This window comes from Xanthomonas sp. NCPPB 901 (assembly GCF_056725085.1).
Window position 1 is genome coordinate 3700010 of sequence record NZ_CM161511.1, and the last position, 25387, is coordinate 3725396.

General features: G+C 66.2%; 19 protein-coding genes and 1 pseudogene. 8 read left to right on the plus strand and 12 right to left on the minus strand.

The features are described from left to right. Positions 1 to 45: 45 nt before the first annotated feature. The 4 genes and pseudogenes from AC1PME_RS15515 to AC1PME_RS15530 form a co-directional block, all read right to left on the minus strand. Positions 46 to 540: pseudogene (locus AC1PME_RS15515) on the minus strand (DUF6496 domain-containing protein); the annotation flags it as partial. Positions 541 to 664: 124 nt separating this feature from the next. Then, the gene (locus tag AC1PME_RS15520; protein ID WP_481096365.1) at positions 665 to 1237 is read right to left on the minus strand and encodes a phosphatase PAP2 family protein; all 573 of its coding nucleotides are present in this window, start codon (positions 1235 to 1237) and stop codon (positions 665 to 667) included. 381 nt (positions 1238 to 1618) lie between these two features. Next, positions 1619 to 2542: an IS110 family transposase gene (locus tag AC1PME_RS15525; RefSeq protein WP_254460678.1), complete on the minus strand. Its 924-nt coding sequence runs from the start codon at positions 2540 to 2542 to the stop codon at positions 1619 to 1621. A 375-nt stretch (positions 2543 to 2917) separates the two neighbouring features. Beyond that, positions 2918 to 4303 carry a DUF763 domain-containing protein gene (locus tag AC1PME_RS15530; RefSeq protein ID WP_481096366.1) on the minus strand — a complete coding sequence of 462 codons (1386 nt, stop codon included), beginning with the start codon at positions 4301 to 4303 and terminating at the stop codon, positions 2918 to 2920. A gap of 309 nt (positions 4304 to 4612) precedes the next feature. Between AC1PME_RS15530 and AC1PME_RS15535 the strand changes: the two genes are divergently transcribed. Both AC1PME_RS15535 and AC1PME_RS15540 read left to right on the plus strand, forming a co-directional pair. Beyond that, positions 4613 to 6895 (plus strand): glycoside hydrolase family 3 N-terminal domain-containing protein, encoded by a 2283-nt coding sequence (locus tag AC1PME_RS15535; protein WP_481096367.1) that lies wholly within the window; start codon positions 4613 to 4615, stop codon positions 6893 to 6895. A 408-nt stretch (positions 6896 to 7303) separates the two neighbouring features. Then, positions 7304 to 8182, plus strand: coding sequence for an SDR family oxidoreductase (locus tag AC1PME_RS15540; RefSeq protein WP_481098129.1), 879 nt, complete (start codon positions 7304 to 7306; stop codon positions 8180 to 8182). A gap of 250 nt (positions 8183 to 8432) precedes the next feature. On the opposite strand, the gene AC1PME_RS15545 is transcribed toward AC1PME_RS15540, so the two are convergent. Together AC1PME_RS15545 and AC1PME_RS15550 are read right to left on the minus strand one after the other, a co-directional pair. Continuing rightward, positions 8433 to 10949 carry an excinuclease ABC subunit UvrA gene (locus AC1PME_RS15545; RefSeq protein WP_481096368.1) on the minus strand — a complete coding sequence of 839 codons (2517 nt, stop codon included), beginning with the start codon at positions 10947 to 10949 and terminating at the stop codon, positions 8433 to 8435. 135 nt (positions 10950 to 11084) lie between these two features. After that, positions 11085 to 11726 (minus strand): HD domain-containing protein, encoded by a 642-nt coding sequence (locus AC1PME_RS15550; protein ID WP_481096369.1) that lies wholly within the window; start codon positions 11724 to 11726, stop codon positions 11085 to 11087. 385 nt (positions 11727 to 12111) lie between these two features. On the opposite strand from AC1PME_RS15550, the gene AC1PME_RS15555 reads away from it, so the two are divergent. The 3 genes from AC1PME_RS15555 to AC1PME_RS15565 all read left to right on the plus strand — a co-directional run bounded on the left by AC1PME_RS15555 (position 12112) and on the right by AC1PME_RS15565 (position 13529). Continuing rightward, on the plus strand, positions 12112 to 12372 hold the full coding sequence (locus tag AC1PME_RS15555) for a hypothetical protein (RefSeq protein ID WP_481096370.1): 261 nt from the start codon (positions 12112 to 12114) through the stop codon (positions 12370 to 12372). A gap of 171 nt (positions 12373 to 12543) precedes the next feature. Next, a complete protein-coding gene (locus tag AC1PME_RS15560) occupies positions 12544 to 12876 on the plus strand; it encodes a hypothetical protein (protein WP_481096371.1) in 333 nt (110 codons plus the stop codon). Between the two features lie 68 nt (positions 12877 to 12944). Beyond that, the gene (locus AC1PME_RS15565; protein WP_481096372.1) at positions 12945 to 13529 is read left to right on the plus strand and encodes a hypothetical protein; all 585 of its coding nucleotides are present in this window, start codon (positions 12945 to 12947) and stop codon (positions 13527 to 13529) included. A 53-nt stretch (positions 13530 to 13582) separates the two neighbouring features. On the opposite strand, the gene AC1PME_RS15570 is transcribed toward AC1PME_RS15565, so the two are convergent. Beyond that, positions 13583 to 13858: an XAC0095 family protein gene (locus AC1PME_RS15570; protein ID WP_355495854.1), complete on the minus strand. Its 276-nt coding sequence runs from the start codon at positions 13856 to 13858 to the stop codon at positions 13583 to 13585. Positions 13859 to 14344: 486 nt separating this feature from the next. Here AC1PME_RS15570 and AC1PME_RS15575 point away from each other — a divergent pair, with 486 nt between their 5' ends. The 3 genes from AC1PME_RS15575 to AC1PME_RS15585 all read left to right on the plus strand — a co-directional run bounded on the left by AC1PME_RS15575 (position 14345) and on the right by AC1PME_RS15585 (position 18507). Continuing rightward, entirely contained in the window at positions 14345 to 16144 is a 1800-nt protein-coding gene (locus AC1PME_RS15575) for a DNA/RNA helicase domain-containing protein (RefSeq protein ID WP_481096373.1), read from the plus strand. 172 nt (positions 16145 to 16316) lie between these two features. Further along, positions 16317 to 17603: an AAA family ATPase gene (locus tag AC1PME_RS15580; RefSeq protein WP_481096374.1), complete on the plus strand. Its 1287-nt coding sequence runs from the start codon at positions 16317 to 16319 to the stop codon at positions 17601 to 17603. 1 nt (position 17604) lies between these two features. Next, positions 17605 to 18507, plus strand: coding sequence for a hypothetical protein (locus AC1PME_RS15585; protein WP_481096375.1), 903 nt, complete (start codon positions 17605 to 17607; stop codon positions 18505 to 18507). A gap of 327 nt (positions 18508 to 18834) precedes the next feature. Here the strand turns inward: AC1PME_RS15585 and AC1PME_RS15590 are convergent, their stop codons facing one another. From AC1PME_RS15590 to AC1PME_RS15610, 5 genes are all read right to left on the minus strand, one after another. Next, positions 18835 to 19485, minus strand: coding sequence for a transcriptional regulator (locus tag AC1PME_RS15590; RefSeq protein WP_481096376.1), 651 nt, complete (start codon positions 19483 to 19485; stop codon positions 18835 to 18837). A gap of 119 nt (positions 19486 to 19604) precedes the next feature. Further along, complete coding sequence (locus AC1PME_RS15595) at positions 19605 to 21833, minus strand: tetratricopeptide repeat-containing diguanylate cyclase (protein ID WP_481096377.1); 2229 nt, start codon at positions 21831 to 21833, stop codon at positions 19605 to 19607. Positions 21834 to 22112: 279 nt separating this feature from the next. Further along, positions 22113 to 23348, minus strand: coding sequence for a DUF1444 domain-containing protein (locus AC1PME_RS15600; protein ID WP_481096378.1), 1236 nt, complete (start codon positions 23346 to 23348; stop codon positions 22113 to 22115). A 137-nt stretch (positions 23349 to 23485) separates the two neighbouring features. Continuing rightward, the gene (locus tag AC1PME_RS15605; RefSeq protein ID WP_152237701.1) at positions 23486 to 24778 is read right to left on the minus strand and encodes an adenylosuccinate synthase; all 1293 of its coding nucleotides are present in this window, start codon (positions 24776 to 24778) and stop codon (positions 23486 to 23488) included. 267 nt (positions 24779 to 25045) lie between these two features. After that, positions 25046 to 25231, minus strand: a complete 186-nt coding sequence (locus AC1PME_RS15610; RefSeq protein ID WP_481096379.1) for a DUF2065 domain-containing protein — start codon at positions 25229 to 25231, stop codon at positions 25046 to 25048. Between the last annotated feature and the right edge of the window lie 156 nt (positions 25232 to 25387).

Genomic DNA, 25387 nt, shown 5'->3' on the forward strand with positions numbered 1-25387 from the left:
CTTGGCGGCGCGCTGCTTCGCGGCGGACGTGCGCGTGCCGGCCTTTTTCGCCCGGGTCTGCGCCGCCTTCTTCGCCGCGGCCTTGCGCACCGTCGTGCCCTTGCTCTGTGCGGCCTTCTTCGCGGCCGCCGAGCGGCTACTGGCGCTACGCTTCTTCGCCGCGCGCTTGGTCTGGGTCGACAGCGCCTCGCTGCCCACGGTCTGCCGCGCCGTCTTGCCCTTGCTGGCGGTCTTGAGCGCCTTCTTGGCGCCGCGCGAACGCGTCGGCGACGGCTTGGCCGGCTTGCCGCCCTTGGCTTCCTCCTGCGCGACCTTCTTCTTGGTGGCCTTCGACGCCGTCTTCGAGGCGCCGGTCTTGACCCCGGCCCGGCGCGCCTTGGACAGGCCGATGGCGATCGCCTGCTTGGTCGACTTCACCTGCGTCTTGCCGTCGCGCACGCGATCGATTTCCTCGCGCACGAACTCGCCGGCCTGGGTGGAGTCGGCCTTGCCCTCGCGTTTTGCGCGACGCGCGCGGGTGGTGGTGGATTGCTCCGGCATCGTTGCATCTCCTGAAAGCGGCCACGACGGCCATCGGCACCGGGTGTAGCAATGCGCAGGTCAAGAGCAGGCATACGACAGGCGAAGCGCACGTGCATAGGCCTGCACGCCGGCGAGGGCGCGATCAGCCGTCGCGACCGCACAGCGCCGGCGAGTAGGTCTGGATGGCGTGCTGGATCGGCACGTGGCGTCCGTACAGCAGCGCGCACACCAGCGCCACCGAAACGAGGGCGTAGAGGCGCAGGCGCGCCGGCAGCTGCGGCGCGCCGCGCCATTGCAGATAGCAGATCGTGGTCACGGCCCCGACGAGCACGCCGGCCACGACCTCGGACAGGCTGTGCGCCTGCGCGTAGACGCGGGCGACGGCGATCACGCTGGCGATGGCGAACCCGCAGGCGACCGCCAATCGCGGCCGCGGGCGGGCGCGCAGGCACAGCATGCACGCCATCGGCCACACGCAGGCAGCAAGCATCGTGTGCCCGCTGATCACCCGGAACTGCAGCGCGCGCAACTCCACGCCGCAGCCGGCGTAGAGAATCTTGGTCGCCCCGACCAGGACCGCGGCGGTCGCCAGCAGGCCCAGCCAGGTGCCGGCGGCGCGCCAACCGCCGCCACCCAATGCCAGCCACAGGGCGCAGACGAGCGCCAGCGGCAGCGTCATCGCCGCGTCGCCGAAGTTGCTGATGTCGGACCACATGCTGGGAGGAACGTCCTTCGGCGTACGCGTCGTTTGGGGCCACCGACGCAGTGCGCCGTGGCTGCCATGATACGGGCGAACCGTCGAACGGGCGGACCGCGGGGCGCAGCGCCGAGGCGGAGCGCAAGCGAAGGCGACGGCAAGCGCGGTCCAGCCCGGGCGAGCCAGCGCCCCATGGGAGACAAGAGATCCCGCCCCTGCTCCAGCCGCCCCCTCGGCACGCGCTCACCGGCATCCCCATCGACCACAACAGCGCCTTGTAGAAACGGCTTCGGCCGCGACAGGCTCCACCGCGAACGCCCATCGCGTCTGAAGGGCATTTCCAATCACCTGCATCCGCCACGCTCACGCCGGATGCAGCGTTCCTGTAGGAGTCAACTGTCATGCCCCAGCGATAACCGGAGGAGCGTACGGTGCCTGATCGCGCGCGATGGCATTGAGCCAGCGCAGGAACTTGTGCATGCAGGCGACGATGGCGACCTTGGCCGGCTTGCCGGCCGCGCGCAAGCGCGCGTAGGTGTTGGCCAAGGGGGATTTGGCGCGGATGCTGGCCCAGGTGGCCATGTACAGCACGCCTCGCACGTCGGCACGGCCGCCTTTGATGCGACGTTGGCCTTTCCAGCAGCCGCTGTCGTGATTGAACGGGGCCAGCCCGACCAGGGCGGCGAGCTTGCGTGGCGGCAGCGTGCCCAGCTCTGGCAACCGCGCGGCCAGCACTGCGCGCAGGATCGTGCCGAGCCCAGGTACCTTGGGCAAGCTCGAGCAGGTCTTGCCCTGCTGCTCGATCTCCTGCGTCAATGTCTGGATCTGCTGGTTCAGCAGGGCGATCACCTCTCGGCAGCGGTGTTGCACCTTGGCGCTGGTGATGTGTTCCAGGCGCCGCCGATGGGCATCGCGCTGGCCCACCAGGGTGGCACGCAGGTCCAACAGTTCGCGAAGAGACTGCTGGTGCTCGGGCACCACGGTCGTGGGCGTGGTCGGGATGTGCTGGGCGGCGATGGCCAGCAGGCGCGCGTCCAGGGCGTCGGTCTTGGCCTGCAGGCCCAAGGCTTGGGCTAGCTTGCGCGGACGATCGGCGGCCATCCGCACTGCCGGCAGGGCCGCCTCTCGGAGCACCCGCAGCACGGCATGTTCGTAGCCGCCACTGGCTTCCAGCAAGATCCGCTCGCAGCCCAGCTCCACCAGGCGTTGGGCCAGCACACGCTGCCCCTGTGGCGTATTGGGTTGGGTCCAGGCCTGCTCGTCCGGCAGGACATGAATGACCAGTTCGGCCTTGGATACATCGATCCCGACATAGCGCCGCATAGACGTTCTCCGCAGTAGACTCAGGAACGAGAGCACTCCTGCCGATGCCCATGCTTGTGGAGTTCGAGCTCGCGACTCGGGCAACTGTTCGGGCTGATGAGGCAGGAGATACGGGGTGCGGCGGCGCTGACTCCTACTCGTGCTTGCTGGCACTGCGGCTAAACGGCCTGCCGCACTCCGCTCTCACTTACAACGATAGACTCTCATTTGACACAAGCGGCTTCCGCCGCGACAAGCCTTCCCGGTACAGCCCGTCGCGGCTGAAGCCGCTCCTACAGCACACGTCCCGGCGTCATCAGCGGTGCCCTGATGCCGCTTCTGCAGGACCACCCACACCTGCTCAGGTGCGGCGAACGCAGCGCGTTGGAGCGCTCCTCAAGTTGCGCGTGCGGCGCCCCGCTCTGCGACAGCCGCCGGCGCCGGCGCCGGCTCCCAGCCGAACACGCTGCGCCCGCCAAAGGCGTGCGACTGCGCGCGCTCCTCGGCGATGTAGTCCTCCACCGATGGACCGCGCGCGGTCGGTTCGAGCAGGCGCGCTTGCGCGTCCAGGCGGCGGATCGCCTGCAGCTTCTCCTCGCGGCCCAGCTTGGCTTGCGCCACGGCGGTCTTGAGCACGCTGATGGTGTGGTCGTAGACCCGTGTCGGCACCGGGAACGGATGGCGGTCCTTGCCGCCGTGGGCCAGCGAGAACCGCGCCGGATCGCTGAAACGGCACGGCGCGCCGTGCAGCACCTCGGCGACCAGCGCCAGTGCGCGCACGGTGCGCGCGCCGACGCCCGGCACCTGCAGCAGGTCGGCGAAGTCGCGCGGTCCGCAGTCGGCGGCAGCGGCCAGCGCGCCATGCAGCCGCCGCACCACGACGTCGCTGCCGCGCACGTCGTGATGGTCGGGCAGCGACAGATGCGGCAGGTCGGCGGGCCGGCGCTCGGGCAGCGCGGCGGCGGCCGGCGCGAACAGGTCGCCGGTCTCCGCGAACAAGGCATCGGCGGCCGAGGCGGTGTCGCCACAACGCGGCGTGGCGCGGGCCGGCGCAGCCGCCACCGGTGTCTGCGCGGCCTCCAGCGCGGCGTATTCGCGGGCGATACGCTCCGGCGCCAGCGTCTGCAGCAGGTCCACCTGCGCCGCCCGCGCCGCCGCGGCGCGATGATCGGCGAGATTGACGATGCGGCCCTGGCGCGGGCCGTCGATCGCCGCATGCGGCGCGTCGACGAAGCTGCTCAGGCCCTCAGACAGCCAGTGGTAGCGCCGCGCCTGCTTGCGCGCGCCGTGCATGCCCTGCTGCACCACCACCCAGCGCCCGTCGTCGCTGACGATGAAGCCGTGCAGATACAAATCGAAACCATCCTGCACCGCGGCGCTGTCGACCTTGGCTACCAGGCGGCTGACCCGCGCCAGGTCCGCACCGTCCAGACCGGTGCGCTCGCCCACCGCCTGCAGTTCGTCCGGCGTGGCCCGCGAATGCCGCCCGCGGCCGCCGCAGACATGGATGCCCAGTTCGCCGGACAGCGGCGCCAGGCCGCGCTTGAGCGCACCCAGCACGCTGGTGGTGATGCCGGAGGAATGCCAGTCCATGCCCATCACCGCGCCCAGCGACTGGAACCAGAACGGATGCGCCAGCCGCCGCAGCAGCTCGTCGCGGCCGTAACTGTGCACGATGGCCTGGCACATCACCGCACCGAGCCGGGTCATCCGCTCGCCCAGCCAGTGCGGCACACGGCCACCGTGCAGGGGCAGATCGGCGCTGCCGGAACGTCGGCTCATGGGGGCTCCGAGAAGGGCGGTGCACCAGGGTAGCCAGTGCCGGTCTCACCGCGCGAGCCGGCGGGCGGACGCAGGCTGAGCGGTTCAGTGCTGGGCGATGCGCAAGACATGTCGAATCGGCGTGACCGTACTTGATCGGTCACGCCCGTCGCGGCTGACGCCGCTCCTAAAGACGCAGAGAGAGGCATTGTGGGAGGCGCTTCAGCCCCGACTGCAGGACGCATCGGCCTGCCCACCATCGTGCACTGCGTCACAGCTTTCCGAGCGCCATGGGGTAGCGTTACCGCAGGGCGGAAGGGGAGCTTTGCTATGGCGTTTCGTACCACGCGGCGCGGGCTGTTGCTCGGCGCCGGTTCGTTCGCGTTGCTGTCGCAGGTGCCGATGGGTCTGGCCCTGCCGCGTGCGTCGGCGAAGACACCGGCCTTCATCGATGCGCTGATCGCGCGGATGACGCCGGAAGAAAAGGCCGGGCAACTGACCCTGTTCGGTTCGGCGCAGCAGACCGACGCGGCCGCCGCGGCCAACCCGGTCAGCGTGCGGCCCACCGCCGAGGGCCAGTTGGCTGCCGCGCGCGCCGGGCGCCTGACCGGCATCTTCAACGGCTCCAACGTGCGCTGGCACCAGCAGCTGCAACAGGCCGCGCTGGAGAGCCGGCTGCAGATCCCGCTACTGTTCGCCGCCGACGTGATCCACGGCTTCACCACCGTGTTCCCGGTGCCGCTGGGCGAAGCCGCCAGCTTCGAGCCGGAGCTGGCGCAGCGCACCGCGCGCGCCGCCGCGCTGGAGGCCAGCGCGGTCGGCATCGACTGGACCTTCGCACCGATGGTCGACATCGCCCGCGATGCGCGCTGGGGCCGCGGCGTGGAAGGCAGCGGCGAGGACGTGCTGCTGGGCCGGCGTTTCGCCGAAGCACGCGTGCGCGGCTTCCAGGGCGAGGGCATCGACCACGCCGACGCATTGGCCGCCTGCGCCAAGCACTTCGCCGCCTACGGCGCCGCCGAGGCCGGCCTGGACTACAACACCGTCGACATCTCCGAACGCACCCTGCGCGAGGTGTATTTCCCGCCGTTCCAGTCCGCGTTCGCGGCCGGCGCGGTGACCACCATGGCCTCCTTCAACGAGTTGTCCGGCGTTCCTGCCACCGCCAATACCTGGCTGTTGAGCCAGGTGCTGCGCGGCGAATGGAACTACAGCGGCCTGGTGGTGTCCGACTACACCGGCGACCTCGAACTGGTCGCGCACGGCTACGCCCGCGATGCGCGCGACGCGGCGCGGCTGGCGTTCCTGGCCGGGGTGGATATCAGCATGCAGAGCGGGCTATACCTGCAGCACCTGCCCGGCCTGGTCGCCGCCGGCGCGGTGCCGATGGCGCGGCTGGACGCTGCGGTGCGCCGCGTGCTGCGCTTCAAGGCCGCGCTGGGCCTGTTCGACGATCCGTTCCTGCGCATCGTGCCCGAGCGCGCGCAGGCGCGGCAGCGGCGCCCGGAGACGCTGGCGCTGGCGCACGAGGCCGCGCGCAAATCGGTGGTGCTGCTGAAGAACGAGGGCGAGCTGCTGCCGCTCAAGCGCCAGGGCCAGCGCATCGCGCTGATCGGGCCGATGGCCAACAACTGGGTGGACAGCGCCGGCCCATGGACCTTGTTCGGCGGCGACGACAGCGGCAACGACCTGGCCACCGCGCTGCGCGCGCAACTGGCCGATCCGACCACGTTGCAGGTGGTGGAAGGCTGCGCGTTCGAGCATGCATTGCCGGGCGGCGTGCAGGCCGCGGTGGCGGCGGCGACCGCCGCCGACGTGGCGATCCTGGCGATCGGCGAACCGCTGCGCTACTCCGGCGAAGCGCAGTCGCGCACCGAGATCGTCATCCCCGGCGTGCAGCAGTCGCTGCTGGCGGCGGTGGCGGCCACCGGCACGCCGGTGGTGGTGGTGCTCAGCAATGGCCGCGCACTGGTGCTGGACGGCGCGGTGCTGGACGCGCCCGCGATCCTGGTCAGCTGGTTCCTCGGCTCGGCCTCCGGCCCGGCCCTGGCCGACATCCTGTTCGGCGTGCACGGCCCCTCCGGGCGCCTGCCGGTGAGCTTCCCGCACGAATCGGGGCAGTCGCCGTACTACTACGCGCACAAGCCCACCGGCCGCCCGGATCCGCGCCCGAACGCGCTGACCCCGTTCACCACCCACTACCGCACGGTCTCCAACACCGCGCTGTTCCCGTTCGGCCATGGCCTCACCTATGGCCGCATCGAGTACGGCGAGCTGACCTTGAGTGCGCCGCGGCTGGCCGCCGGCGGCACGCTGAAGATCGCCGCGCGCATCCACAACCGCGGCCAGCGCGACGCCGAGGAAGTGGTGCAGCTGTACGTGCGCGACCGCAGCGCCAGCATCACCCGCCCGGTGCGCGAGCTGAAGGATTTCCGCAAGGTCGCGGTACCGGCCGGTGGCAGCGCCAGCGTGGAATTCGTGCTGCGCCGCGAGGACCTGCTGTTTATTGGCCAGGCGCTCAAGCCGACGGTGGAGCCGGGGCAGTTCGACCTGTGGGTGGCGCCTTCGGCGCAAGCGCCGGGGCTGTCGGCCAGTTTCGAACTGCTTGGCTGATCGGCAGCGCGGCGGGTGACGATGGCGACCGCGATGGCCGCCATCGCAGTCTGAGCGGCAGACACCCAGCCGGCGCTTCACGTCATCGGCACTGCGCGCTCACGCGCTGCTGCCGCGCGCAACGCTCAGATGGGGACGTCGTCTGCCGCGACCTCGCGCTGCGCGCGCTCGATCCATCGCATGCGCAGACGACGCCGCACCGGCGGCGCCCGCGAAGCGCGCCACCGCGTCCTCCCCCCTATCAGGAGCCGCGCCATGCACGATCACGATCCCGACCACTCCGCCGGCCGCCGTCGCGCGCTCGGCGCCCTCGGCAGCGGCCTGGCCGCCGGCGGCGCACTGGCCATGTCTGCCGGCGCCAGCGCGCAGCCCGCGGGCGCCACCGGCACCGGCGCCGCCCGCCCGCCGATGCAGAACCCGCGCACGCAGTACTCGCGCCCGCCGTTCGATACGCCGAAGCAGGAATGGCCTGGACTGGCCTCGAAGATGGTGCCGGTGCCCGACCATGGCGAGCGCAGCTATGTCGGCTCCGGGCGCCTGACCGGGCGCAAGGCGCTGGTCACCGGCGGCGACTCGGGCATCGGCCGCGCCGCGGCGATCGCCTTCGCCCGCGAGGGCGCGGACGTGGCGATCAACTACCTGCCGCAGGAAGAACCCGACGCGCGCGAGGTGGTCGCGCTGATCCGCGCGGCCGGGCGCAAGGCGGTGGCCATCCCCGGCGACCTGCGCGATGCCGCATTCTGCAAGCAACTGGTCGCGCAGGCGGTGCAACAGCTCGGCGGCCTGGACATCCTGGTCAACAACGCCGCGCGCCAGACCGCGCAAAAATCCCTGCTGGACATCGACGACCAGCAACTGGACGACACGCTCAAGACCAACCTCTACGCGCTGTTCTGGGTGACCCGTGCCGCCTTGCCGCACCTGCCGGCGGGCGCGGCGATCATCAACACCGCCTCGATCGTCGCCGACGATCCGCCCGAATCGCTGCTCGACTACGCCACCACCAAGGGCGGCATCGTCAGCTTCACCAAGAGCCTGGCCAAGCAACTGGCGCCCAAGGGCATCCGCGTCAACGCGGTCGCGCCGGGGCCGTACTGGACGCCGCTGCAGCCCAGCGGCGGGCAGTTCATGGACAAGCTCAAGACCTTCGGCGCCGACGGCCCCACCGGCCGCCCCGGGCAGCCGGCGGAGATCGCCCCGATCTACGTGCTGCTCGCCTCGCAGGAATCCAGCTTCACCACCGGCAGCGTGTTCAGCAGCGTCGGCGGCCGCGGCAACGTGGGTTGAGGTGCCGATGATCGATGCGACATGAGGCCTCATGTGGGAGCGATTCTACGTGGCCTTGCGGCCATCCGGAGCCGCTCCTGCAGAAACCTGCGCTGCGTTGCCTGGGTGCACTGTGGCAGGGACTTCAGTCCCGACGCCTCACTAGGTCAGGGACACGGAAGGCCTTGTTCGTCGCGGTATGACAGTTGATCCTGCATACGCCTCGTGGCATCGGACCAGGCAAAGGCCATGGGCAATCGCGCATCGGCCATCACCCCACCAACTCCGCCGCCAGGAACGGCGCCGTGCGACTGTCCGCCTGCGCTGCCACCGCTTCCGGCACACCGGCTGCAACCACCTTGCCACCCGCCCCGCCCGCTCCCGGCCCCATGTCGATGATCCAGTCGCTGGCCGCGGCCACGCGCATGTCGTGCTCCACCGCCACCACCGTGTTGCCCGCCTCCACCAGCCCGTGCAACTGCCGCAACAGCGTGTCCACGTCGGCCGGATGCAGGCCGGTGGTGGGCTCGTCCAATACGTACACCGTCCCACGGCGCTGCGCGCGCTGCAGTTCGGTGGCCAGCTTGATGCGCTGCGCCTCGCCGCCGGACAGCTCGGTGGCCGGCTGGCCCAGCCGCAGATAACCCAGGCCCACATCCACCAGCACCTGCAGCGGCCGCGCGATCGCCGCGTCGTCGGCGAAGAAGTCCAGCGCCTGCGCCACGGTCATGCGCAGCACCTGCGCGATGTTATGGCCGTGCAGTTCGATCTCCAGCGTCTTGGCGTTGTAGCGTGCGCCATGACAGGTCGGGCACGGCGCATACACGCTGGGCATGAACAGCAATTCCACGCTCACCGCGCCCTCGCCTTCGCAGGTGTCGCAGCGGCCCTTGGCCACGTTGAACGAAAAGCGCCCCGCGTCGTACTTGCGCTTGCGCGCCGCCGGGGTGGCGGCAAAGCGCTTGCGCACGTGGTCGAACAGGCCGGTGTAGGTCGCCAGGTTGGAGCGCGGCGTGCGCCCGATCGGCGCCTGGTCCACCTGCACCAACCGTCGCACATGCTGCAGGCCATCGGCGATGTAGCCATCGGTGGCGACGCGCGCGCCGCGCTCCAGCGGATCCAGTTCTTCCTCCGCCTCGGCCGGCGCTTGCCCCAATTGCGTGCCCAGCAACTCCACCAGCGCCTGGCTGACCAGCGAGGACTTGCCCGAGCCGGACACACCGGTGACGGTGGTGAACACGCCCAACGGGATGTCCACGTCCAGCGCGACCACGTTGTTGCGGCTGACCTCGCGCAACTGCAGCCAGCCCTCGGGCATGCGCGGCGCATGCGCGGCGGCCTGCGGCTCGGCGAACAGGTAGCGGCGCGTGGACGAGGCCTGCACCTGCGCCAGTCCCGCAGGCGGACCGCTGTACAGCACCTGCCCGCCGTGTTCGCCGGCACCGGGGCCGACATCGACGATCCAGTCGGCATGACGGATCACGTCGATCTCGTGCTCCACCACGAACAGCGAATTGCCCGCGCCCTTGAGCTGGTCCAACGCGCCCAGCAGCGCCTGCGTGTCGGCCGGATGCAGGCCCGCCGACGGCTCGTCCATCACGTAGACCACGCCGAACAGTTGCGAACGGATCTGCGTGGCCAGGCGCAGCCGCTGCAGCTCGCCGGGCGACAGCGTCGGCGTGCTGCGCTCCAGCGTCAGGTAGCCCAGCCCCAGCGCCTCCACCACCTGGATCCGCGCCAGCAGATCCTGGGCGATGCGCTGCGCGGCCAGCGCCTGCTCCGGATGTCGCGAACGGCCCTGCATGCGGCCTTCCGCCGCGGGCCGCAACAGGTCGGCCACCTCGCCGAGCGGGCGCTGCGACAGTGCGCCGATGTCCAGGCCGGCGAAGGTCACCGCCAGCGCCTCGCGGCGCAGCCGCTTGCCGTCGCAGCTGGGGCAAGCGGTGCTGATCAGGTACTGGGCCACGCGCTTCTTGATCAGCGCGCTTTGCGTGCTGGCGAAGGTGTGCAGCACGTAGCGACGCGCGCTGCTGAAGGTACCCATGTACGCCGGCTCCTGCTTGCGCTTGAGCGCGCGCTGGGTCTCGGCCAGGCTGAAGCCGGGATACACCGGAACGGTCGGCTGCTCGTCGGTGTACAGGATCCAGTCGCGGGTCTTCTTCGGCAGCTTCGCCCACGGCACGTCGACATCGTGGCCGAGCGTGGTGAGGATGTCGCGCAGGTTCTGCCCATGCCAGGCCGGCGGCCACGCCGCCACCGCGCGCTCGCGGATGCTCAGCGAACGGTCCGGCACCATCGACGCCTCGGTGGCGTCGTAGATGCGTCCCAGCCCGTGGCAGGTGGGGCAGGCGCCGGCCGGTGTGTTCGGCGAGAAACCGTCGGCGTGGATGATGCCCTGCCCCGGCGGATATGTGCCGGCGCGCGAGTACAGCATGCGCAGCGAGTTGGAGATGGTGGTGACGCTGCCCACCGACGAACGCGTGCTCGGCGCGCCGCGATGCTGCTGCAGCGCCACCGCCGGCGGCAGGCCGTCGATGGCGTCCACGTCGGCCACGCCGGCCTGGTCGATCAGGCGCCGCGCATACGGCGAGATCGAATCCAGGTAGCGGCGCTGCGCCTCGGCGAACAGCGTGCCGAACGCCAGCGACGACTTGCCCGAGCCGGACACCCCGGTGAACACCACCAGCGCATCGCGCGGCAGCTCCACGTCCACGTCCTTGAGGTTGTGCTCGCGCGCGCCGCGGACGCGCACGAAGCCGGAAGCGGCGGAAGCGGAAGGCGTGGACATGGGCAGGACCGGCAACGCAAAGGAGCGCGCAAGCTTAGCCGGTCGGCCGGCATGGGCGCGTCGCGGCGGCTACGCTGCGGCGTGTACGGCCCGCCGTCGGCGCACGAATGGCGCGCCGCAGCCGCTGAGATAGGCTTAGCCCAACGCAGGCGCCGCCAGCGTGTCGGTGTCCTCGTCGCGCGCAGCCAGTGTCTGCATCCGCGTCACCGCGCTGGTGAAAGCGCGCAACACCGCCACGCCGCGCTCGGCGTAGATCGCATGCAGCGCCTGGTAGTACCACAGCGTACCGTCGCGGCCGGCAGTGAAGCGATCGAACACCGCCGTGCCGACCTCGGGGTCTTCCAGGTCGGCGACGATGCTGCGCGCGTTGTAGAGCTTGTCGCAGGCCGACACCAGCAGCACCGCGTCCGGCGCCTCGGCAAGATGCGCCAGATACGCCTGCTTGCGGATGCGCCAGTCGCGGCGTTTGGCCGGCACGTCGGTCTGCGCGGCCTTGCGCTCGGCCGTGGCATCGGTACAGGCCATCACCATGTCCGCCACCGCCTCGCCGAACTGCGCGCGGATCACCGCCTCGTGGCCGGCGCCGCAATCCTCCACCACATCGTGCAGCAGCGCCGCGATCGCCTGCTCCTCGTCGCCGCCGGCCTCCAGCACCAGCGTCGACACGCCCAGCACGTGGCTCAGATACGGCACCGTGCCGCCCTTGCGGAACTGGCCGGCGTGGGCGATGCGCGCGTAGTCCACGGCGCGCGCGTAACGTTCGGTAAGAGCGGTCATGCGGCGATCCTGACGGAACAGGCCGGCATTATCGCCAAACTGGCCGAACTGCGGGCGTGGAGGCGATCGCGGGCATGGCGCCCGTTCAAGTGTTCCCGCCCCCGACACGGCGGCGCGGGCCGCTCGATCGGCCACGCCATGGCCGACGTGCCGGAGCTGGCGCTGAACGGCCGCCTGTACGCACCACACCGCTGGCAACCCACGCACGCAGCCGACGTGCCGCATCCGAGCGCTTGCCTGGCACGGCGCCATGCCGCAGCGCCTGCACATTACTTTTCCCCCGCACCGCGTTAACGTGGTGCTTGGAAAGATGGAGCGGCCTGTCCCAAACCGACCGCTCGATCGACAGACACGCATGAACGCAGCGCCGAGGATGCTAACCGCCATGACCACCCGCACCGCCCACGCCGTGGACGATACCGCCACCGACAGCGCCCCCACCCCGCCGGCACGCCGCGCCGCCATCTCCGGCCGCGCCGCCGCGCATAGCGTGTACCGCTCACCGCTGGCCGAAGCCGAAGTAGGCGACGAAGCGCTGCGCCTGCGCGAACAACGCACCAAGCGCGCGGCGCAGGTCGCTGCGGTCGGTACTGTCACCGCCTTAGCCGCAGTGGCGCTGATCGCCTGGCGCCGCGCACGGCGCTGACGGCGCAACGATACAAGGCGCATTCGGCCTTCTAGTGTGCCGAGCAGGAAGCTCGCCGCCGCCCACGCAAGGAACGTCCCCATGACGCGATGGCGCCGCATCGCCCAATTCGCCGGCCTGGCGCTCCTCGCCAGCGCATGCAGCCTGCCCGCTGCCGCCCACAGGACGCCCATGGCCTCGGCGGTCCTCAGCGTACCGGCCGACCTGCCCAACCAGCGCCTGTTCGACTGCGCCGAGTCCAGCATCGCCACCCTGTCCGAGACCAGCAGCTCCTGGCCCAAGATCACCCGCGACGACCCGGCGCAGGGCATCCTGGAATCGGGCGACTTCCCCGAAACGAACCGCAGCGGCTTTCGCCTGCGCCTGGAGCGGCCGCCGGGGGCGAACCAGGCCAAACTCGCCCTCAAGGGGGCCGGTGCCTTTTTCGTCGACCTGGGCGTCGACCAGGCGATGCGGGACCTCAAGACCGCATTGGACCGCTGCGTCGCCACGCAACCGCAGTAAGTGCGACGAACGCAACACGGCCGTTCTGATCCCCACGCCATTCACATCGACCAAGGAAGGACACCGCCATGCGCCATTACGCCATCGAAGCCCGCTCGCTCGGCGTGGTCGGCATCGCCGGCCACGCCTTCTGGGTGCTGCGCGACGAACACGGCAAGGCATTGGCGGAATTGCATGGCCTGGCCACCGATCGCCAGACCGGACAAACCATCCCCATAGGCACCGACGCCACTCGGCACTCACTGCGCGCCTGGCACTACCCGCACGATCCTGCTTATGCGCGCTCCCTCGGCGAGAAGGTCGACAGCACCACCTACATCCGCGACGACCAACCGTCGCGCACGGTCGCCACAGGCGACAAGCACGAAATCATGGAGCGCTGGAGTACCGCGGTGCGCGCCGTGCCGGAACTCAACGCGCAGGACCGCGACTATCCGAACTACGGCTTCAAGGTCTTCGGCAAGACCGTCAACAGCAACTCCGCCTACCGCACCTTCGGCGAACTAATGGACGTGCCGGTGCCGGGGTTTCGCGGACGCCTCGAACCTGGCATAGGCAATCGCATGCTGTCGCCGGAACGCGCCGAGGAACTGCGGTATCACGCACCGGACGAACAGGAACAGCAGATACGGCCGATGGCGCACGCGCTCTGAACTGACGGTGGTGAGCGAGGCACCAACGCCAGATAAAGATCTGTAAAGACCGGCTATCGCCGTGTCTTCCGCGAGTAAGACGACTGCGGCAGTCCCGGCCACGAGATCTCGCGCAACACCAGTTCCACCTGCTCGGCCAGTAGCTCCATGCACGCCGACAACTCGCCGGTCCGCGCAATCGCCGCGATCTCGCGTTCCTCGTCCGCGCTTCGCGGGCGCGCCAGCCGAGCCAGGAACCGAATGTGCTCGCCCAACCGCACCAGCCGGAACTGACTCTCTTCCGGCAGAAAATAGCCCGTCGCCTCGAAATCCACGTTGTCGTCCGACATCGTCGCCGCCTCCATCCATGAAGTGGCCGTCCGCCGCGACGCGACGGACGGGAAGTCGGGAGGCTCGAAACCGCAGACAGCCGGCGGGCTTATTTCCCTTGCGGGTGTTGTATTCACCGCCCTCCCGACACAGACGTCGTGCCGGTTGCACCTGCAAACGTACAGGCACAAAAAACCCACCGGCTTATCGGAGGTGGGTACCGCTGTCTGAGGAGTTTCGAGGCTCCGTTTAGTAACTTTGCTACCAACAATGCAACGCGTCAAGTCGACTATCGAACAACATTTATGCACGGCGCTAGCAACATATAAAGGCTGGGCCTTGTATACGAAATGCTCCAAGTTCGCTGCGACATAGCTGACGAGGGCGCGCGCGCAAACATCAAGACTTGTCAGCCACATCGCATCGGTTCAAAGTCCCGTCGAGCTGTGGAAGGGATTCAGGGGAACACAAGCGTGATCGTATATCAGTCCACACGTGCCGCTTTCTTGCACGACTCTGAGCGGCAGGCGATCGAGGACATCATCGCCACCGCTTTCATTCAAAAGACAGGGCGCTACGCGCCGGACAGCGAGTTCCGCGCTTGGCGCCACTCGCTGACCCAGATGGCCGATGTCCTCAGCGACGACAGCCTACCCGCGGATATGGGGGTGGGCATCGAGTTCGGCATCCCCCAGACCGCCAAGCGCATTGACTTCATCCTGAGCGGGCTTGGCGAGGCCGAAGAGCCGCGTGCAATCATCGTCGAACTCAAACAATGGTCGTCCTCCGCTGTCACCGACAAGGACGGCATCGTCCGCGCGCAACGCGGCGGGCCGACCGAGACCGAAGGCCCGCACCCGTCCTACCAAGCCTGGTCCTATGCGGCTCTGCTGCAAGGCTTCAACGAAGCAGTGCACGAAGGCGGCGTGCAGCTGCGGCCATGCGCCTACCTGCATAACCACTTCCGCGATGGGACCATCGACGACCCACGCTACACCCCCTACACCGATAAGGCGCCACTGTTCCTGCGCGGCGTGGAAGAGAAGCGCAAGCTGCGCGACTTCATCCGTCAACATGTACGCCAGGGCGACAACGGCGAACTGCTCTACAAGATCGAGCACGGTCGCATCCGACCGTCCAAGATGCTTGCCGACAGCGTGGTCGGCATGCTCAAGGGCAACCAAGAGTTCGTGCTGATCGACGAACAGAAGCTGGTCTACGAAACCTGCCTGGCGCGCGCCGCCCAGGCCAGCGCCGAACGCAAGCAGGTGGTGATCGTCAAAGGCGGTCCCGGCACCGGCAAATCAGTGGTGGCCATTAACCTGCTGGTCGAACTGACCAAGCGCGGCACCACCACCAAGTACGTCTCCAAGAATGCAGCACCACGTGCGGTGTACGCGCAGAAGTTGGCCGGGCACGTACGCAAGATCGAGATCGGCAATCTGTTCTCCGGTTCGGGCAACTTCCACCAGACCGAACCGAACGTGTTCGGCGCATTGGTGGTGGACGAGGCGCATCGCCTCAACGAGAAGAGCGGCCTGTACGGCAACCTCGGCCAGAACCAGGTGATGGAACTGATCCGTAGCGCCCACTGCACCATTTTCTTCGTCGACGACGACCAGATCGTCACCCTCGCCGACATCGGCCAAACCAACGAGTTACGCCGCTGGGCCGCCCAACTCGACGCAAACGTCACCGAGCTGGAACTTGCCTCGCAATTCCGCTGCGCCGGCTCCGACGGCTACATCGCTTGGCTGGACAACTTCCTGGGCATCCGCGAGACCGCCAACGCCGATTTCGATCGCGATGCCTTCGACTTCCGCATTGTCGACTCGCCGAAGGAACTGCACGACCTGATTCGCGAGAAAAACAAGATCAACAACAAGGCACGCGTAGTGGCCGGATACTGCTGGGACTGGAAGAGCAAGAACAACCCGGATGCCTGGGATATCCAAATTCCGGAACATGACTATCGCGCACAGTGGAACCTGGGAAGCGATGGCAGCTTGTGGGCTGTGGCCGAGAACTCCGTCGAGCAGGTCGGGTGCATCCATACATGCCAGGGACTGGAACTGGACTACGTGGGCGTGATCATCGGGCCAGACCTTGCATGGCGTGGGGGCGAGTTGCTCACTGATCCAAGCCGACGTTCAAAGCAGGATCGCTCGATCCGCGGGTATAAATCGCAGTCCAAACACAATTCTAAGGTTCACGACCGCGCAGGTCTGATCATCCGGAATACGTACAAGACTCTAATGAGTAGGGGCATGATGGGATGCTATATTTATATCTGCAACAAGGAATAAAGCGCAAAATCATCCAATTCGGCCCATCAGCCTGAAGACTCAACCCCATATCATAAAACTATTTATTAGTAAAAAATAATAAAACCAATAGCTACAAAAAAGATCCGCCATAGAAATTATGGTACCAACGGAGACATTCAATGAACAATTTCCAATAAAAAGAGAAAGCCTAATGATCAATTTTCCACCGGCAAATTATGTGCGCCGAATTGAGATTGACGGACTTTTTGGCGAACAGGATATTCTAATAGAAAAAGACCGCGATTCTGACCCACGTGTTTTCGTTATCTATGGAAAAAATGGTAGCGGCAAGACAACCATCCTAAAAATTCTGACAAGCCTACTCTCCGCCGAGGACAATGCGGGCCATCGCACACGCCTTGCAAAGCTCCCATTCACTCGAGCCAGTGTCCATCTGGATGGCGGCGCCGTCATCGAAGCAAAAAGGAAAGAGGGCTCACTTGGCGCCTTCGATTGGTCCATTAAGCGACCAAATTCACCAGAGTCCCTCCATATACTCATGCGTCCTCGTCGAGACAGGATCATGGCAGAAGACTGGGATCTCACAACGCAGCAGCGATACAATCAGATTACACGCGAGCTTCAGTCGTTGAATCATGAGGTTATTTTTCTTGACGACAAACGCACCTTCTATCGGGAACAAGACTATAGACATGCACGCAACGCGCGGGTGCATATCGGAGGACGAGACGTCAGCGGAGAGGACGTTGAAGAACTTGAAAATGACCCAGTAAACATGGGATTGAAGGCCGTCGCAAATTCCGTTCGGCGCGAGGCAATCCTACTATCCAATCGCGGCAACCAGAACGCTCAAACAATCTATACATCTCTTGTCAAGGGCGTATCTTCATTTCCTGAAAGGGAGCCAAGTTCAAGTAGTATCCTCAGAGAGCGAATGATCGAACTAGAAGAGAGCAGCCGTGTACTTTCCGCATATGGGCTAGTAGCCGTAGCCGAACACTCCGAACTCCTCGCCGCTCTAGACCAAGCGAACGAGATAACACTCCCCCTAGTTCGCGCTGTTCTCAGCCCTTACGTTGAGAGCCTGTCCGCGAGACTCGCTGCAATTGAGGCACTACACAAGCAACTTGATTCTTGGGTCAAAAATATTAATACCTTCATCGCCCCGAAAAATTTGTTTTTTCGAATTAGTGATGGTTTCGATATAAAAAAAGAATCAGGCACTTCAATCTCCCCGCATGTCTTGTCATCTGGGGAACGACATCTCCTTATGCTAATGACTCGCGCATTTCTGATACGCACTTCAGGCGGCATAATGATTGTTGACGAGCCAGAACTCTCGCTGAACTCTGGCTGGCAGAGGAATCTGATAAAATCCCTGCTTGAAGGTTTTGGCGGCGGCCCATGCCAACTTTTTGTCGCATCCCATTCCCTTGAGATCTGTAGCCAGTATCAAAATGAGGTAGTCATTATTTAATATGGCGAAAATTCCTAAGCGCACATTAAATGAGCTTGCTTTCTACTATAAGCAGGCCGCACCTCTTGGGGCTATAGACTTCTTTGTAGAGGGGATCGATGACAAACTACTTTTAGACAATTACATTACTTCTCGCCACATTACTTCCTGTCCAGTTTATACCATGGACACGATAGACTTCGCCGGGGTCGACTTTCAGGCATTAGGCTTACCAGCGCCGTCAGCAAGGAGTAGCGTTATTGCTCTCAGGAAATTCCTCAAAGATGAAGGAATCGATGTTGAACAACACCTTTTCCTTGTGGACCGAGACACAGAAGATCTTTGCACAACGCCTTTAATTGAAGGTATTGAACTTACAGACTCAGGTGCTCTGCCAGTGCATCTTTTCGACAACAATGCTGAGAGAAAATTTGCAGACTTGATTTACGGAAAAAAAATCGATCGCGCTGTATTGAAAATATCGGTAACATCAATTTGTACCGAAATTTACTTACTTAGAGCAGCCGCCAAGATATTAGGATGTGGCATCCGCATATTGGCACCTAACGATCTCATTGAGGGCAACAAGGTCGACGGCTTCAACCTGAATAGCCGCGAATACATAGAACGCTGTCTATATGCATCACAGCTAATTGAACATCTGGAAGACGTTCTGACGCAGGTTGAAGTATCCCGACAAGTACTTATGGAAAAGAATCCTCGCAAGTTCTCACTTATTAACGACCATACATTATGGGATGTATTGAAAGAGATTGGTACACGGGTAGGAGCCTCCAACAATCGATCATCTAAGGACGTAGAAGAGCTGGTTCGGATGAACTTCGACGCTGATCAATTATCGGGCCACCGACTGTTCCAAACTATCGAGGATAGAGTCTTTTCTCAAATTTCCAAGGCTGCCTAGAGATCTACTTAGAACCTCCAGTGAACTTAGTGAAAAATCAATTATTCACAGTATTTTTTCTTAAAGGATTTCTGCATTTTGATTAAAATACATTTTCTCAATAATTGCAATGCGTGGCACCCCACGTTTCAGCAGTCCCGGCAACTATTAGCTGCGATCAGCAATTTGCAAAAATAATCTATGGCTTATGATTTACCTGTCAGAATGGGGGATTTTCTAGCGTTCTTGGCGTCGCCCAGGCAGGACAGGCCTGAGCGCGTCAGGCCTACCAGTTCGCGCGGGCCAGTCGGTTCGACGCTGAGTTGCTTGCCGGGGCCAGACAGGTTTTCAAGCGGCGAGGTCATCCATTCCTCCGATCACCCAGATCTTGGGTTGCTGCAGCACCCGCTGCAGGAATGCGTTTTCGTCGCGCAGGCGCTTGGCGTAGTCGGCGCGGGTGTAAAGCGTGGGATTGACCGGGCGGCCCAGCCGCGCCTGCATGCCATCCAGCGCGCGCATCAGGTCGGCATAGCCCAGCGTATCGGAGATCACCATCAGGTCGATGTCGCTGCGCGCGGTGTCGCTGCGCTTGGCAACCGAGCCGTAGACGAAGGCGGCCACGATGTCTGCGGCGATGGGCTGCAAGGCCTCGCCGAGCGGGCCGGCCAGGCCGATGGTCTTCTGCACGATGCCGAGCAACTCGTCGTGGATGGGCGAGTGCGGATTGGGCTGGTAGCGCTTCTGGTTGCCGATGCGCTGTACCGTGAGCAAGCCGGCGTCGGCCAGTTTGGCCAATTCGCGCTGCACGGCGCCGGAGCCGCCGCTGGCAGCGGCGATCAGTTCGCCGACACCGAAGCTGCGCTGAGGCTGACCGTACAACAGGCCTAACACGCGTTGCTGGGTGCGAGTGAACAAGGCATCTGCCATGCCCAACGTCAGCGCTGGAGAAGAGCGCGGCGCCTCGTTCACGCCTGAGGAATTGAGCAGGTTGTTGACCATGAGGTGCAGCTTACTACTCAGATGGACAACTTTCTTCCCATTATGGGTAGTTATTTACCTTTTTTGGGTAAATTTAGTCACTTGATCCGCTTTGATCTTGCATCCCTCCAAGCGCTAACTCACACCACCCCCTGCCCCGCCACAAACACCACCCCATCACCCCCACCCCCACTCTGCCGCAGCCGCCCCTCTGCCTCCAGCGCCTCCAGCGACACATCGGCACCTAGGTCAGTCGCCACACCTTCCAACGTCAACCCAACCCACCGGTCGCGGCCGGCATGCTTGGCGCGGTACAGCGCGGCGTCGGCGATGCGCAGGCTCAGCGGCCAGTCGCCGCCGGGGTGGGCGGGGAACAGGCTCACGCCCATCGAGACGGTGAGGGTGATGCGCCCGCTCGGGCGCACCAGCGGGTCGGCCTGCAGGCGTTCGCGCAGGCGGCGGAACAGGCGCGGGGCGTCGGCCAGGGTGCCGCCGGGGCAGATCCACAGGAATTCTTCGCCGCCCCAGCGGGCGATGATGTCGGTGCTGCGCGCGCACTCGCGCAGCAAATCGCCCAGGTGCATCAGGGCGTGGTCGCCGCCTTCATGGCCGTGCAGGTCGTTGACGCGCTTGAAATGGTCGACATCCAGCAGCGCGATCAGCAGCGGTTCCTGCGTGCGCTCCGGCGTCGCGGCGGCCTCGCGCGCCTGCAGCCAGGCGGTGACGTAGCGGCGGTTGCGCAGGCCGGTGAGCGCGTCCTCTTCGCTCTGGCGGCGGATGGTGGCGGTGAGCTGTTCCAGTTCGTGGTGCTGGGTCTGGATCTCGTCGTTCTTGCGCGCCAGTTCGGCGTTGATGCGCCGGCGCACGCGGCCTTCGCGCACCTTGAGCAGGAAGAAGCCGGCCAGCGCCAGCAGCGCAGCCAACAGGCCGTAGAGCACGCTGCGCTGGCGCTGTTCGCGCGCCTGCAGTTGCGCGTAGGCGGCCTGTTCGGCGGCGCGGGTGCGGCCGAGCGCAGCCAGTTCGCTGTTCTTGCGCGCCAGGTCCACCGCCGATTCGAGCTGCGCGATGCGGGTCTTGGACTCGACGTTCACCGCCTCGTCGTTGACCGCCTTGTATTCGCGCATCAGCGCCAGCGCCTCGCGATCGCGGCCGAGCGCATCGAGGTTGTCGATCATGCGCGGGTACAGTTCCAGCCGCCGCGTCACGTTGTCCGACTGCGCGAACAATTGCCGCGAACGCGCGAACGCGGCGGCGGCGGCTTCGCGCTGGCCGAGGTCGGCCAGGGCAGCGCCGAGGGTGGAATAGACGATGGCGCCTTCGCCGTTGTCGCCATGATCGCCAGTGTGCGCCGCATTCTCCAGCAGTGCGGCCGCTTCGCGCAGCAAGGGCAACGCTTCCTGCGGGCGACGCTGACGGGACAGCACGTTTGCGAGGTTGTTGAGCGGCCCGATCAGCGAGGCATTGCCGTCGGCGCGCGCCGCCGCCAGCGCCTGCCGATAGATGGCCTCGGCCCGCTGCAGTTCGTCGGCGCCTTCGTAGGCCGACCCCAGATTGCCGAGCACGGCTGCGCGCGGCAGTCCTTTGCGCGGCTTGGCGTCGTACGCCGCAAGGGCGCGCTGGCCGTAGGCGATCGCCTTCTCCCATTCGTGGGCGTAAATGAACACCGCGGTGGCGTTGTGCAGCATGGCGGCATCGTCCGGTTTGCCCAGCGCCTTGCCCACCCGCTCCACCTCGAGCAGGGCAGCGATGGCATCGGGCATGCGTCCCTGCTGCGAGGCCACGATGAAGATGATCTGGTTGGCGTTGTACTCCACCAGGTCGGGATGCTTGCGCACCTTGGACAGGGCGATGCGGGCCACGCGCCAGGCATCGTCCTGCGCACCCATCCGGTAGTAGGACGCGGCCAACTGCCGCCACAGTTCGGCAATGTGCGGGTCGCCAGGCAGTTCCGTCTCCAGCCGCCGCATGTCGGCTTCGAGTTCGGCGATGCGGGTGGCGTCGCGCGGCTGCCAGACGGCGCCGTTGAGCTGCTTGAACAGGCGTAGCCGCTGCGGCGGCGACAACGGCTGGGTGAGCAGGGCCGAGCCGAGGGCGACCACCGTCTCCGGCTTGCCGGCGGCGGACGCCGCATCCACCAGTTCCAGGCCGAGGGGAACCAGGCCCTGCTTGTCGGCCGCGGCGTCCCAGGCCGGCAAGCCCATGCGCAGCGCGGCCGCCGGATCGTCGACGCGCACGGCCGCCACGCAGGCCGGCAACGCCTGCGCTGGCGCGCACGCGGGCGCCGACGTCGTCTGTGCCGCCGCGCACGGCGCGAGCACACCCCACCACAGCAGCGCACCGAGCGACTGCCAAACCAAGCGACTGCGCACTGCCTTCTCCCCCAAGATGCCGCGGCGCACGCCGGAGTCCTGGGCGCGGCAGCTGCCGGCGCAATCTGGTTCCCCGCGTGCCGCTGCCCATGTGCAGCGACGCCGACCCATGCCCTGCTATCGGCTGCGCGGCAGAGTTCTTGAATTCCATCCCATCCTGGAAGCTACTTGGTGCACAGGACGCACCAACTGAGGGCACTCAGGCGCGAGAAGCGTGGCGTTGCGATACGGCGCAACATGCGCACGTGCCCTCTCCGTCCTGGCATCGCGCGCCGGCATTCACACCGGCGGCAATTGCCGCAACCGCTCCGCACTGGGGAAGGTCCGCACGCGGTACCGCGGCGGATACAGCGACGGCTGCAATTCCATCATGTCGCCGAGCAGGGCGACCGCCGGCTCCCACTCGGCGATCGTCACGTCCGCTTCGCCGTCGTCACGCGGGACGACGAAGGCGATGTGGTCGGTCCTGGGCAGCAAGGTGTCCACACCATCGGTCCAGGTGCCGACCGAGACCTGCCGTGTGCTGTCGTTGCGGTCCTGGTAGACGTGGAACGAAGCGACGAACACATCCACGTCGTTGGCCTCGTGCAGCTTGTCGAGCAGCACCTTCTGACCGGCGTAGGCCTGCGTATCCAGCATCCGCCGCAGATCGGCCTGGCGCTGCCGAAGCGCGGGCGCCGGCAGCGCGAACGGCACGATGCGCCGCGCGTCGTCATAGGTGAAGACCAGCCAGGAGATGCAACGGCCGTGCTCGATCGCTTCCAGGCTCAGCTCCAGCATGGCGGCCATGGCCGCAGTGTCGCGGTCGCCGACCACCAGCAGGCAATCGCGCGTGGGCAGCATGAACACCGGGCGCCCCGCCACCGGCGCGCGATGCAGGACATCCGGCAGCAAGGCGCGACTGGTGTCGTAGGCGTCGTGCCAGGCGCCACGGAACACGCCGGGGGCGACTTCGGCGAAGCGGTCCTCGGTGACATCGCGGAGATTGTCGCGGGCGATGGACAGGCCCTCGTCCAGGGAGATCCCCCATTCCGGCCGCGGCCCGCCGATCAGGGTGGACGTCGAATCGGGCAGGTCCAGCGCCAGCAGTTCGACGCAATCCTCGGCGATGTCGCGGCAGGCATAGGGAAACGGCACGTCCATGCCCTTCTCGCACTGCTGCTCCAGGCGCAGGTCTTCGAACATGCCGCGATTGCGGATCACCGGCATCAGTGTGGCGCGCAGTTCCTCGAAGCTACGTTGCTGGCGGCTTTCCTCCTGGTCGTCGAGGAAGGCGGCGACGTAGCTGTGCAGCGCCTCGTCGCGCCGGCGCCGGTCGGCCTGGGTATAGGAGCGGTAGGCGTTGTGCAGGTGGATGGTGCGGCCGCTCTGGCCGACCAGGCGGAACTCGTCCGGCCGGTACGTCAGCGGCTCGGCATAGCCGCGCGCCTGCAGCGTCTCCAGGAACAGCCGGGCGAATGCGTCCGGGCTGGGCGGCTTGCGGTTGAACAGCTTGTCGAACAGGCCATTGAACATCGGCACTTCCTTGGAGTGAGCTGGGCGCGACATCCGGCCGCAGGCGGAGCGCGCGGACGGTCGCTAGCCCGCCATCCTCTCGCAAAAAAGCCCCGCCGAGGCGGGGCTTTCGCTGAACGCCGCAGCGCGCGCCAGGATCAGGCGAACGGATCCTGCAGCACCATGGTGTGCTCGCGGTCCGGACCGGTGGAGACGATCGAGATCGGGCAGCCGGCCAGTTCCTCCAGCGCGCGCAGGTAGGCGCGGGCGGCCGGCGGCAGTTCGTCCCACACGGTGATGCCGTGGGTGTTCTCGCTCCAGCCCGGGAACTCGAGGTACACGGGGGTGCACTCTTCCCAGCCCTGCGCGTCCAGCGGCGCGTATTCGGTGCGCTTGCCGCGGTATTCGTAGGCGATGCACACCTTCAGCTTCTCCATGCCGTCGAGCACGTCGAGCTTGGTGATGCACAGGCCAGAGATGCCGTTGATGGCCACGGCGCGCTTGAGCGCGACGATGTCCATCCAGCCGCAGCGGCGCGGACGCCCGGTGGAGGCGCCGTACTCGGCGCCGCGGTCGCGGATGCCCTGGCCGATCTCGTCGTCCAGTTCGGTCGGGAACGGGCCGCCGCCGACGCGGGTCGCGTAGGCCTTGGCGATGCCCAGCACGTAGTCGATGTCCTGCGCGCCCACGCCGGTGCCGGCCAGCGCGCCGCCGACGGTGGTGTTGGAGCTGGTGACGTAGGGGTAGGTGCCGTGGTCGATGTCCAGCAGCGCACCCTGCGCGCCTTCGAACAGCACGCGCTTGCCCTGCTTGCGCAGGTCGTGAAGGATGCCGGCGACGTCGAATTTCATCGGCTGCACGTACTCGCCGAAGGCCAGCGCTTCGTCGAAGGTCTTCTGGAAGTCGACCGCCTCCACGCCCAGGTACTTGGTCAGCACGAAGTTGTGGTAGTCCAGCGCGGTGCGCAGCAGCTCTTCCAGCTGCGGCGGGTAATGCAGGTCGGCGACGCGGATGCCGCGGCGCGCCACCTTGTCTTCGTAGGCCGGGCCGATGCCGCGGCCGGTGGTGCCGATGGCCTTGCCGCCGGCGGCCTTCTCGCGGGCCTGATCCAGGGCGATGTGGTACGGCATGATCAGCGGCGCGGCCGGCGAGATCTTCAGGCGCGAACGCACTTCCACGCCGGAGGTTTCCAGCTCCTCGATTTCCTTGCGCAGCGCCGCCGGGGAGATCACCACGCCGTTGCCGATCAGGCACAGCGCGTCGGCGCGCAGGATGCCGGACGGGATCAGGTGCAGGACGGTCTTCTTGCCGTTGATGACGAGGGTGTGGCCGGCATTGTGGCCGCCCTGGAAACGGACGACGGCGCCGATTTCCTCGGTGAGCAGATCGACGATCTTGCCTTTGCCTTCATCGCCCCACTGGGCGCCGAGCACGACAACTGACTGACCCATGGCTGGGTAACTCCTGGTTTGCTGCGCGACCGTCGGGGCCACGCGGATGTGGTGGCCATGCAGGGGCGCCGGCCGGCACCGAGGCGGCCGCTCCATCGGGGAGCGTCCAGGCGGCGGCAGGACCCATACACGGAAAAAGCCAGTCGAGACGCTCGCGTGGAGCGGGCCCGGCCGGCTTTTGTGCATTATCCGGGTTTTGGGTGGCGGTCACCACCCCTTCCGCTGCCGCGTTCAGCGACCCGCCCGACGGCCGCGATCAGGGCGCGGTCAGGCGCACACCCACAGCAAGGCGAGCAAACCCAACGCCAAGGCCACGCCACCGGCGATCCGCAGCTGCGTGGTCGGCATGGCCAGCATCTGCTGCACCAAGCGCTTCCAGGCCTCCGGCGCCACCAGCAGGACCAGGCCTTCGAAGACGACGACCAGGCACACCGCGGCGATCAGATCGTGCATGGGGGTCTCGGCAAGCAGGGGTGGGCGGAGCGCTTCGGCACCGAAGCACCGTGATCTTGTGGGAGCGACTTCAGGGCACTTCTAGTAACGCCGGGAGGCGTCCTGTAGGAGCGGCTTCAGCCGCGACCGGCGTTTTCGGTAAAGCCCGTCGCGACT

What these genes read in the sequence shown, in the direction of transcription:
- AC1PME_RS15585 (WP_481096375.1), top strand. Translation starts at nt 17,605, where the DNA reads ATGGCGAAAATTCCTAAGCGCACATTAAATGAGCTTGCTTTCTACTAT.
- AC1PME_RS15530 (WP_481096366.1), bottom strand. Translation starts at nt 4,303, where the DNA reads ATGAGCCGACGTTCCGGCAGCGCCGATCTGCCCCTGCACGGTGGCCGT.
- AC1PME_RS15550 (WP_481096369.1), bottom strand. Translation starts at nt 11,726, where the DNA reads ATGACCGCTCTTACCGAACGTTACGCGCGCGCCGTGGACTACGCGCGC.
- AC1PME_RS15540 (WP_481098129.1), top strand. Translation starts at nt 7,304, where the DNA reads ATGCAGAACCCGCGCACGCAGTACTCGCGCCCGCCGTTCGATACGCCG.
- AC1PME_RS15525 (WP_254460678.1), bottom strand. Translation starts at nt 2,542, where the DNA reads ATGCGGCGCTATGTCGGGATCGATGTATCCAAGGCCGAACTGGTCATT.
- AC1PME_RS15520 (WP_481096365.1), bottom strand. Translation starts at nt 1,237, where the DNA reads ATGTGGTCCGACATCAGCAACTTCGGCGACGCGGCGATGACGCTGCCG.
- AC1PME_RS15580 (WP_481096374.1), top strand. Translation starts at nt 16,317, where the DNA reads ATGATCAATTTTCCACCGGCAAATTATGTGCGCCGAATTGAGATTGAC.
- AC1PME_RS15590 (WP_481096376.1), bottom strand. Translation starts at nt 19,485, where the DNA reads ATGGTCAACAACCTGCTCAATTCCTCAGGCGTGAACGAGGCGCCGCGC.
- AC1PME_RS15600 (WP_481096378.1), bottom strand. Translation starts at nt 23,348, where the DNA reads ATGTTCAATGGCCTGTTCGACAAGCTGTTCAACCGCAAGCCGCCCAGC.
- AC1PME_RS15605 (WP_152237701.1), bottom strand. Translation starts at nt 24,778, where the DNA reads ATGGGTCAGTCAGTTGTCGTGCTCGGCGCCCAGTGGGGCGATGAAGGC.
- AC1PME_RS15610 (WP_481096379.1), bottom strand. Translation starts at nt 25,231, where the DNA reads ATGCACGATCTGATCGCCGCGGTGTGCCTGGTCGTCGTCTTCGAAGGC.
- AC1PME_RS15560 (WP_481096371.1), top strand. Translation starts at nt 12,544, where the DNA reads ATGGCCTCGGCGGTCCTCAGCGTACCGGCCGACCTGCCCAACCAGCGC.
- AC1PME_RS15545 (WP_481096368.1), bottom strand. Translation starts at nt 10,949, where the DNA reads ATGTCCACGCCTTCCGCTTCCGCCGCTTCCGGCTTCGTGCGCGTCCGC.
- AC1PME_RS15555 (WP_481096370.1), top strand. Translation starts at nt 12,112, where the DNA reads ATGACCACCCGCACCGCCCACGCCGTGGACGATACCGCCACCGACAGC.
- AC1PME_RS15565 (WP_481096372.1), top strand. Translation starts at nt 12,945, where the DNA reads ATGCGCCATTACGCCATCGAAGCCCGCTCGCTCGGCGTGGTCGGCATC.
- AC1PME_RS15535 (WP_481096367.1), top strand. Translation starts at nt 4,613, where the DNA reads ATGGCGTTTCGTACCACGCGGCGCGGGCTGTTGCTCGGCGCCGGTTCG.
- AC1PME_RS15570 (WP_355495854.1), bottom strand. Translation starts at nt 13,858, where the DNA reads ATGTCGGACGACAACGTGGATTTCGAGGCGACGGGCTATTTTCTGCCG.